Raw genomic sequence first — 6,885 nt, 5'->3', positions numbered from 1 at the left:
TCGCGTCGGCGGCGTCAGCCGCGTCGGCCGCCTCGACCGCCGTGGACTCGGGTGACTCGTCGGACTCGGCGGCCGCGTCCTCGTCGGCGTCGACGGCCTCGACCTCGGCGGTATCCTCGACGTCCTTCCGGAAGCCCGAGAGCTTGTCTTTCAGTCCGTCGAACACGGTTGACTACTCACTCCCCGTCGTCTTTGTCCATCTTTTTCATCTGCTGCATCTGCTGTTGTTGCATCTGCTGTTGCATCTTCTGGGCCCGCTGTTCGAGCTCCTCGCTCTCGGACGCGACCTCGTCGAGTTCTTCCTGGGTCTCTTCGATCCGATCGTCGAGCGCGTCCTGCTTGCGGCGGAGCACGTCGACGGCGTCGTCCTGTTCCTGCTCGGCCGAGTAGTTGCCGCCGAGCGAGACGACGACCTCGTCGATGTCCTGGACCTCGGCGCGAACGTAGGCACCGCCGCCGAGCGGGACCTGCACCGTCGACCCCGTCTCCAGCGTCTCGATGGCCTCGATGGCCTCGTCGATATCCGACTTCTCCTGCTTGTACTCGGCGATCTCGGCTTCGAGCGCTTCGATCTCCTCGTCGAGCACCTGCAGCTCCTGTGAGAGCTGCTGGAGCTGCTGTTGTCCGCCGTCCATCATGCCGCGGACACCTCCTCGATCTCGATCTGGGTGCGCTTGCGGTTGTGCTGGCTCCCGACCGTGGTGTACACCCGCTCGCGGGCGAGATCCTCGTTCTCCGCCTCGACCTCCTTCGTGAAGGGCTGGTCGCCGTCTCGACTCTGGAACCGTCCACTCACCGTGTAGGTACTCATGTTCCCCGATCCGGCAGGGACAGGGAAGTATCTTCCTAAAAGACGGAGTCGGAACGATCCGCCGGATCGAGGGTTATCAACCGTTCTGAGACGTCTCTGTCGATTTAAGTACCGCTAGTCGTTCGAGCCTTCGATCGTGTACGAGGCGCCTCGGTCGCGCTCGGGTCGACCGGGCGTGAGAAACGCCCAGATCAATCGAGAGCCCAGATTAATCGACGGAGCCGCCTGAATCAGTCGATGAACCCGAGCGTCTCCTCGATGCGGCCGAGTTCGGGGCCGGTGGTCTCCTCGCCGACGACGTACCCCTCGTTGGTGGCGACGAGCCCGGAGCCGACGAGCGGGGCGCCGTAGTTGACCGTCCCGAGGTCGGCGCGGACGTCGAGCGCCTCCTCGACGTCCTGTAGTTCCGACTCGGCCGATTGCGGGTGACACAGCACGCCGGCGTCGTTGGCGACCGCGGCGGTGCCGACGGTCCGGACGTCGCCGAGATCGCCGCGGACCACGGGCACCTCGAGGGCGTCCCTGATCGTCACGACCGCCTCCCGGGAGAGGTCCGGGTGGACGTAGGCGCCGTAGTTGTTCGCGAGGACGACGTTGCCGGCCGCGTTGATCTGGCCGGGGAGTTCGGCGACCGTCGCGTCGACGGCCTCGGCGATCCGCGACTGCTCGCGGTCGGTCGCGCGCGGGGAGACGAGGACGCCGCTCTCGTTGCCCGTCGCGAGCGCGCCGACGGTGTTCGAGCCGCCAACCGTCGTGAGCAGGGGCTCCGCACCGAGCTCCTCGCCGAGGGCGTCGGCGAGATCCTCGTCGACGTCCGGTCGGACCAACAGGAGGTCGTCGATCGCGCGAGCGAAGACGCCCACGTACGACGAGCCGGTGAAGGTCGCCCGTAACACGTTACTCGGCGTACTCGGCTTCGACGACCGGCTCGCCGTCCTCGACGAACCGGGCCGCGCGAACGCGGAGCTTGCTCGGCGGGTTCTGCCGCCCGTTCGCCCAGACGGCCTCGTTGACCGAGCTGTCGAGGACGACGTCCGCCTCGTCGACGGAGAAGTGCTTCGCGAGGTGCTCCCGGACGATCTTCACCGCGTAGTCGGCGCGCTGCTGGACGGGCTTGTCCTTGGCGTCGCGGAGCGGGACGGTGACGACCCGCTCTTCGAAGTCGCTCGTCGACATCTACTCGTCCAGGTCGTTCCGGCGCCAGTTGCGCCGCTTGGGGTTTCGCGTGACGTTCATGTCGGTCTTCATCATGACCCACGCCGGGACGCGGGTGTTCTGGCGCTCCGCCTTCGCCAGACGCTTCTTTTGCGCCTTCGATTTGTCTCCCATAGTGGGCCACAGTTCCCCCGGGGCGCATAAAACCCCTTCCATACCGCCGCACGGACGGCCTACCACTCTCGTTCGGCGAGTCGCGCGTAGATCCGATAACAGCGGTCGAGAACGTCGATCCCGACGCTCTCGGTGTCGGTGTGCGCCTCGCCGGGCTCGGCGGGGCCGCAGACGACGCAGTCGGTCCCCGCGTCGGCGAGCCACCCGGCGTCGGTGGCGTGCGGCTTGGTGACGTGTTCGGGCGCGGCGAGCCCGCGGTCCGCGTGGACCTCGCGAGCGGCCGCCAGCGCGGCCGCCGCGAACGCCTGGTCGCGGCAGGCCATCGGCGGGAGGTCCTGGTCGACCGTCCACTCGACGCCGTCGACGGCGGCGGCGACGCCCCCGAGGTCCGCCCGTCCGTCCGGCACCGTGCGCTCGTCGATCGTCACCTCACAGCGCTCGGGGATCACGTTCCACGTCTCGCCGCCGTCGACGACCGTGACCGCGATCGAGCCGGCGACGGACTGACCGACGACGGTCGCCTCCGGAACGTCGACCTCGCGGACGAGATCGATCGCGTCGCAGGCGCGGTAGATCGCGTTCTCGCCGGCCTCGGGCTCGGAGGCGTGCGCCGCGGTCCCGCGCGCGACGAGCGTCGAGGCGCGCCGCCCGCGGTGGGCGACCGCGACGTCGGTGCGCCCGGCCCCGAGTAGCCGGTCGACCCCTCGGCGACGACCGCGTGATCGGGGGCGAACCCGTGCTCGATCGCGTGGCGCGCACCCCTCGCCGCCGGCCTCCTCGCCGACGAACGAGGCGACCGCGAGCTCGCGGTCCGCGGGCGGCTCGGCGTCCCGAAAGGCGAGCAGGCAGGCGGCGAGCGCTCCCTTCATGTCGGCGGTCCCCCGGCCGTGAAGCCGGCCCCCGCGGCGCTCGATCACGTACTCCCCCTCGGTGCCCTCGCCGGTCGTCTGTCGCTCGGCCGGGGGGACGACGTCGTGGTGGCCGACGAGCGCGAGGGTGTCCGCGTCGGGGTCGCCCGTCGCGCCCGCGCGAGCGAGCACGTTGCCGGCGGCGTCGCGCTCCACGACCGCGTCGGTCTCCGCCCGGAGCCACTCCTCGACCGCGTCGCCCGCGGCCGTCTCGTCTTCGTGTGAGGGGATCGAGACGAGCTCCTCGGTCAGCTCGACGAGTTCGCGCATACGTCTCCTCGGCCGGTCACGGTGTTAAGTGTCGGTGACGCGTCGTGGACGTTCACGCGCGGCGCGCGAGCAGCCCGACCGCAACCGCCGCGAGCAGGGTTGCGACGACCCCGAAGCCGGGTGCCGCCGCGCCGGTGTCGTCGGTCGTGTCGGCACCGTCGGTCGTGTCGGCACCGTCGGTCGTGTCGGCACCGTCGGTTCCGCCGCCGTCGCCCGTCCGTTCGCCTTCGTCTCCCGACTGCATCGCCACGACCGCGGTCGCGAGCGTGTCGGTCGACTCGATCACGCTTCGCGGGGCGGGCTGGTTGAGGTAGCTGCCGTTCATCACCACGTAGTTCCCCTCGACGCCCGCCGTCGTGCTCGCGTACGGCTCCTCGTCGAGGATCGGCGCCTCGGGGTCGGTGACGAGGATCAGCTCGGGATCGGTCTGGAGGATCACCTCGTTCGAGAGCTGCGGGTACCCCTCGTGCTCGGCGGCCGCGACGTTGTCGACGCCGCCGATCCGCATGATCTCGTCGATGAACGTGTTGTTCGCGGCCACGAATCCGTCACCGAGCGGGTACAGCGCGTCCGGTCGATCGTACCCCTCGGTTCGGTTCGCGGCGTCCGCGACGGCGGCGCGCATCTCCGCGTTGGTCTCGGCGGCGGCCTCGCACTCGCCGACCAGCCGCCCGATCGTCTCCGTCTTCTCGGCGATGTCGTCGACCGAGGTGGCCGCCGGGAAGTGGTAGACGGTCAGGCCGGCGTCGCGCAGTCCCTCGACGTCGCCCGCCGACGCGTTCGGCGCCAGCACGAGGTCGGGCTCCGTGTCGACCACCCGCTCGACGCTCGCGCCGAACTCCGCGGAGACGTTCGCCCGCGTCTCGGCGCCGTCGAGGTAGGACGCGTACTGGCTCACGCCGACCACCCGATCCCGCGCCCCTATCTCCCACAGCGTTTGCGCCGCGGAGGGGTTTATCGTCGTGATCCGCTCCGGCCGCTCGTCGAGGGTGATCGTCTCACCGGTCGCGTCGGTCACTTCGAGCGGGAACCCACAGGACTCCGTCCCGTCCGTCTGGGCGGACGCCGAGCCGCCCGCGTCCGTCTGGGTCGGACCGACCGGTTGGATCGGACTCGCTGATTCCGTCGCGTCACCCCCCGCCGGCTGTGTTCCCGCGACCGGACCCGCGACGCCGCCCACGAGGGCGGTCACCGCGAGCGCGGCCAGCACGACCGCGAAGCTGTCTCGCATCGGGTCGACTGACGGGACGGACCCAATAAGTATTTGCCTACTGCAAGTCGTGTTGGAGTCGAATGCACGCGTGGGCACGCTCGGCCGGCTGGTCGGCGGCGCTGACGGCGGTGCTGGCGCTCGTCGTCGTCGTCAGCGCCGCGATCGGCCCGGTCCGGATCCCCCCCGTGGAGGTCGCGAAGGCGGTGTTGAACGCGCTCGCGGTCCCCGCGGGCGTGGAGACGACCTCGCCGGGAACGGGGCCGCTCACGCTGCCGGGAGCGGAGCTCACGTACCGCTCGCCGTTCGCGTTCCCCGTCGACGACGTACACCAGCGGATCGTCGTCGGGGTCCGGCTCCCGCGGATCCTGCTCGCCGCGCTCGTCGGGTTCGCGCTCGCGGCGGCCGGCACCGTGATGCAGGGGTTCTTCCGGAACCCGATGGCGGACCCGTCGATCATCGGCGTCTCCTCCGGCGCGGCCGTCGGCGCGGTCGCGTTCATCGTCTTCCCGACCGCGCTCTCCGCGACCGTCGCGCTCCCCGTCGTCGGAGCCGTCGACGTGGGGATTCCGCACGGCGCGGGTATCAGCCTCTTCGCGTTCGTCGGGGCGCTCGCCGCCGCCTTCGGCGTGTACGCCATCGCGACCAGCCACGGCCGGACGCCGGTGGCGACGCTGCTCTTGGCAGGCGTCGCGGTCCAGACGTTCCTCGGCGCGGTCGTGTCGTACCTCCAGCTACAGGCCGGTGAGTCGCTCCGCCGGGTCGTGGCGTGGCTGATGGGCCACCTCTCCGGCGCCGGGTGGAGCGACGTGACCGCGACCGCGCTCGTCGTGCCGCCGCTTTTCGTCCTGCTCCTCGTCTACGCCCGGGACCTCAACGTCCTGCTGCTCGGCGAGGAGGAGGCCCGCGGGCTCGGGATCGCGGTCGAGCGCACGAAGCGGATCCTGCTCGGCGCCTCCGCGCTGATCACGGCGGCCGGCGTCGCTTTCGCCGGCGTCATCGGCTTCGTCGGGCTGATCGTCCCGCACATGCTCCGGCTCGTCGTCGGCCCCGACCACCGGGTGCTGCTCCCCACGGCCGCGCTCGCCGGCGGGGCGTTCCTCGTCGCCGCCGACACGGTCGCCCGCTCCGGGAGCGCCGAGCTGCCCGTCGGTATCGTCACCGCCGCGGTCGGCGCTCCCTTCTTCGTCTACCTGCTCACGAAGCGGGAGGTGCACGAGCTGTGACCCCGACGACCACACCCGACGGCGAGAGGGTCGCGGTCGACCGCCGGTCCGCCTCCGCCAGCGACTCGGACGCGAGTACCGACGGCGACGGGTCGACGGCGGACATCGCGGGATCGACGGTCGTCGCCGACGGCGACGACCCGCTCGTCGAGGTTCGTGACCTCGCCGTCTCCTTCGGCGACGTGCCGGTCGTCTCCGGCGTCGACCTCCGCGTCGAGCGCGGGTCGCTCGTCGGACTCGTGGGCCCGAACGGCGCCGGCAAGACGACGGTCCTCCGGGCGATCAAGGGCGCGGTCGAACCGGACGCCGGGGCGATCCGCATCGGCGGCGACCCCGCGTCTACCCTGTCCGCCCGCGAGCGCGGGCGGCGGGTCGCGAGCGTGCCCCAGGAGACGAGCCTCGCGTTCGACTTCCGGGTACAGCACGTCGTGGAGATGGGACGAACTCCTCACCTCGGGCGCTTCGACGGGTACGGCCCCGACGACGACCGTGCGGTCCGGCGGGCGATGGAGGCCACCGGCGTCGCGCGGTTCGCCGACCGTCCCATCACGGCGGTCTCGGGCGGAGAGCGGAAGCGCGTCCTGCTCGCGCGGGCGGTGGCCCAGGAGACGCCGGCGCTGCTGCTCGACGAACCCACCGCGAGCCTCGACGTGCACCACGCCGTCGAGACCCTCGACCTCGTCCGCGACCTCGTCGACGATGGACGGGGGGCGATCGCGGCGATCCACGACCTCGATTTGGCCGCCCGCTTCTGCGACGCGGTCGTCCTCCTCGCGAACGGTGGGGTCTACGCCGCGGGACCGCCCGAGTCGGTGCTGACCGTCGACGCGCTCCGGACGGCCTTCAACGCCGAGGCGTTCGTCGGGCGTAACCCGGCCACCGGGATGCCGGCAGTCACCGCGTTCGACGCGACCGGTGCCGACGCGACCGGCGTCTCCCCCGCCGCCGACGGCGATACCACGGACGACGACGGTGCCGCCACCCACGTGCACGTCGTCGGTGCTGGGGCGACCGCCGCCCGTGTGCTCGCCCGTCTGGCCGCGGCCGGGTGCGACCTCTCTGCGGGCGTCCTCCCCGCCGGCGGCGCGGCCGCGGTCACCGCCGCGACGCGGACGCCGACGCCGTCACCGC

General features: G+C 71.5%; 9 protein-coding genes. 2 read left to right on the top strand and 7 right to left on the bottom strand.

The window, feature by feature from the left end:
* Positions 1-176: 176 nt before the first annotated feature.
* The 7 genes from pfdA to GJ633_RS12585 form a co-directional block, all read right to left on the bottom strand.
* Positions 177-635, bottom strand: coding sequence for a prefoldin subunit alpha (gene pfdA, locus GJ633_RS12615; protein WP_156589111.1), 459 nt, complete (start codon positions 633-635; stop codon positions 177-179).
* The gene (gene rpl18a, locus GJ633_RS12610) at positions 635-811 is read right to left on the bottom strand and encodes a 50S ribosomal protein L18Ae (protein ID WP_156589110.1); all 177 of its coding nucleotides are present in this window, start codon (positions 809-811) and stop codon (positions 635-637) included. Before rpl18a ends, pfdA begins: the two co-directional genes overlap by 1 nt.
* A 230-nt stretch (positions 812-1,041) precedes the next feature.
* The gene (locus GJ633_RS12605; RefSeq protein WP_321169071.1) at positions 1,042-1,707 is read right to left on the bottom strand and encodes a translation initiation factor IF-6; all 666 of its coding nucleotides are present in this window, start codon (positions 1,705-1,707) and stop codon (positions 1,042-1,044) included.
* Between the two features lies 1 nt (position 1,708).
* Positions 1,709-1,987 carry a 50S ribosomal protein L31e gene (locus GJ633_RS12600; RefSeq protein WP_156589109.1) on the bottom strand — a complete coding sequence of 93 codons (279 nt, stop codon included), beginning with the start codon at positions 1,985-1,987 and terminating at the stop codon, positions 1,709-1,711.
* Complete coding sequence (locus GJ633_RS12595; protein ID WP_004050128.1) at positions 1,988-2,140, bottom strand: 50S ribosomal protein L39e; 153 nt, start codon at positions 2,138-2,140, stop codon at positions 1,988-1,990. It lies immediately after the preceding gene.
* A 59-nt stretch (positions 2,141-2,199) separates the two neighbouring features.
* Positions 2,200-3,318 carry a M20 family metallopeptidase gene (locus GJ633_RS12590; protein WP_231741356.1) on the bottom strand — a complete coding sequence of 373 codons (1,119 nt, stop codon included), beginning with the start codon at positions 3,316-3,318 and terminating at the stop codon, positions 2,200-2,202.
* 52 nt (positions 3,319-3,370) lie between these two features.
* Positions 3,371-4,549 carry a PGF-CTERM-anchored ABC transporter substrate-binding protein gene (locus GJ633_RS12585; RefSeq protein ID WP_156589108.1) on the bottom strand — a complete coding sequence of 393 codons (1,179 nt, stop codon included), beginning with the start codon at positions 4,547-4,549 and terminating at the stop codon, positions 3,371-3,373.
* A 62-nt stretch (positions 4,550-4,611) separates the two neighbouring features.
* Between GJ633_RS12585 and btuC the strand changes: the two genes are divergently transcribed.
* Together btuC and GJ633_RS12575 are read left to right on the top strand one after the other, a co-directional pair.
* Complete coding sequence (gene btuC, locus GJ633_RS12580; RefSeq protein WP_156589107.1) at positions 4,612-5,754, top strand: vitamin B12 ABC transporter permease BtuC; 1,143 nt, start codon at positions 4,612-4,614, stop codon at positions 5,752-5,754.
* Between the two features lie 104 nt (positions 5,755-5,858).
* Positions 5,859-6,885, top strand: a 1,027-nt coding sequence (locus GJ633_RS12575; protein ID WP_321169072.1) for an ATP-binding cassette domain-containing protein, incomplete at its 3' end; no start/stop codon positions are given.

Origin of the sequence: Halorubrum sp. CBA1125 (assembly GCF_009742825.1) — an archaeon.
GTDB lineage: Archaea > Halobacteriota > Halobacteria > Halobacteriales > Haloferacaceae > Halorubrum.
The sequence above is the reverse complement of the archived record's forward strand: the minus strand, read 5'-3'. Positions and strand labels throughout refer to the sequence as shown.